A 1,999-nucleotide genomic window follows, 5' to 3' on the forward strand; every position below is an offset into this window, starting at 1 on the left:
CACCCACGACCCGGTCGCCGCGTCCCGCGCCGACCGCGTGGTCTTCCTGGCGGACGGACGGCTCGCGGGCGAACTCGCCGGGGCCTCGCCCGAGCAGGTCGCCGCGCACGTCACCCGGCTGGAGGCGCGCGCGTGCTGAGCATCGCCCTGTCCACGCTGCGCACCCGCCGGCTCTCGCTGGCGGGGACGTTCACCGCCCTCATGCTCGGCGTGGCGATGACCGCCGCCATGGGCCTGGCCCTCGCCGCGGCGCTCGACCCGGCGACGCCGAGGCCGCAGCGGTTCGCGCAGGCCGGCGCGGTGGTGCGGCCCGTCCGGACGCTCACCGTGACGAGCGGTCCGCGGACCGGGCACCGCACCCTCGAAGCCTCCAAGGGACTTCCGCCCGACCTGGTGGCGCGGGTGAGCGCCGCCGTCCCCGTCGTCCGGGACCGCGCCTTCCCCGCCCACGTGGTCGGCGACGGGCCGACGACCGTCGGGCATCCCTGGTCGGTGGCGCGCTTCGGCGGCTACCGGCTGCTCGCCGGGACCGCTCCGCACGCCCCCGGAGAGATCGTCGTCGCCGCCGGAGAAGCGCGGCCGGGGACCCGCGTGGAGGTGGTGACCGGCACGGCGGTGCGGACGTACACCGTCTCCGGGGTCACCGCGCCGGCCGGGTTCGAGCACGCGGTGTTCTTCGCCGACGCCGAGGCGGCCCGGCTGTCGCCCCGCGTGGACGCCCTCGCTGTCACCGGCTCCCCGGACGCCGCGCGCCGCGCGGCCGGGTCCTCCGCCGAGGTGCTCACCGGCGCGGACCGGCACGGCGCCGATCCCGACCCGGACCGCGAGCGCCGCGCGCTGGACGACACCGCCGTGCTGCTCGGCGTCGCCGCGGGCATCGCCGGGTTCGTGGCGGTCTTCGTCGTGGCGTCCACGTCCGCGCTGGCCGTGACCCGGCGGCGGCGCGAGCTGGCGCTGCTGCGGCTCGTCGGCGCGACCCCGCGCCAGATCCGGTGGATGCTGCGGACCGAGTCGCTGCTCGTCGGGCTGCTCGCCTCGGCCGCCGGATGCGCGGTTGCCCCACCGGCCGCGCGGCTTTTGGCGCACATGCTCGTCCGGCACGGCCTCGCGCCCTCGGGATTCGCCGTCCATCTGACCGTGTGGCCGTTCGCGGTCGCGTTCCCGACCGGCCTCGCGGTGTCCCTCCTGGGAGTGGCGGCGGCCTCGCGGCGGGCGGGACGGGTGCGTCCGGCGGAGGCGCTGCGGGAGACCCGCGTCGAGGGACGGGCCATGACGCCCGTCCGCCTGCTGCTCGGGATCGCGGCGCTCGGCACCGGCCTCGCGACCATGGCCATGACCGCGGTGAGCGATCCCGCGTCGGCCGCGAACCGCAAGGGGTACACGCCGACGGCCATGCTGCTGATCACGGGCGCCGCGCTGCTCGCGCCGCTGGTCGTGCCGGGGCTGACGCGGCTGCTCACCTGGCCGCTGAACCGCTTCGCCGGGGCGACGGGGATGCTGGTGCGGGAGAACACCCTGGTCGCGGCCCGGCGCACGGCGGCGGTCGCCGCGCCCGTCCTGGTCGCGGTCGGGTTGGCCGGGGCGCTGCTCGGCGCGGACTCCACGGTCGAGGCGACCAGGACCGCCGAGGCCCGGCAGCGGGACCGGGCGGACTTCGTGGTCCGCCCGGTCGGCGGCGGAACGGTCAGCGACGTCGTGCTGGAACGGTTGCGGGCCGTTCCTGCCGTCGAGGCGGTGCCGTCCGTGCCGACCGCGGTGTACGCGATCGGCGACGGCGGGATGCTGAGGCGCTACGAGGCGCGGATCGTCCGGGGGAGCGACCTGGCCAGGACCGTCCGGCTGGACGTCGCGAGCGGCACGGTCACCGGTCTCGGGGACGACGCGCTGGTCGTGGACGAGGAGGCGGGGCTCGGCATGGAGGGGCGGATCACCGGAAGGCCCTTCGAGGTCTGGTCGGTCGAGTCCTAGCCGTACACGCGCAAGCAGTACGCGCCGTTCC

At 77.2% G+C, this 1,999-nt stretch carries 1 protein-coding gene; it reads left to right on the forward strand.

Annotated features, from left to right (window positions below; all coding sequences use genetic code 11):
• Positions 1 to 132 precede the first annotated feature (132 nt).
• On the forward strand, positions 133 to 1,968 hold the full coding sequence (locus AB0J52_RS38120) for an ABC transporter permease (RefSeq protein ID WP_500187875.1): 1,836 nt from the start codon (positions 133 to 135) through the stop codon (positions 1,966 to 1,968).
• The last annotated feature ends 31 nt before the right edge of the window (positions 1,969 to 1,999 follow it).

Source organism: Spirillospora sp. NPDC049652 (assembly GCF_040675125.1).
Lineage (GTDB): Bacteria > Actinomycetota > Actinomycetes > Streptosporangiales > Streptosporangiaceae > Spirillospora.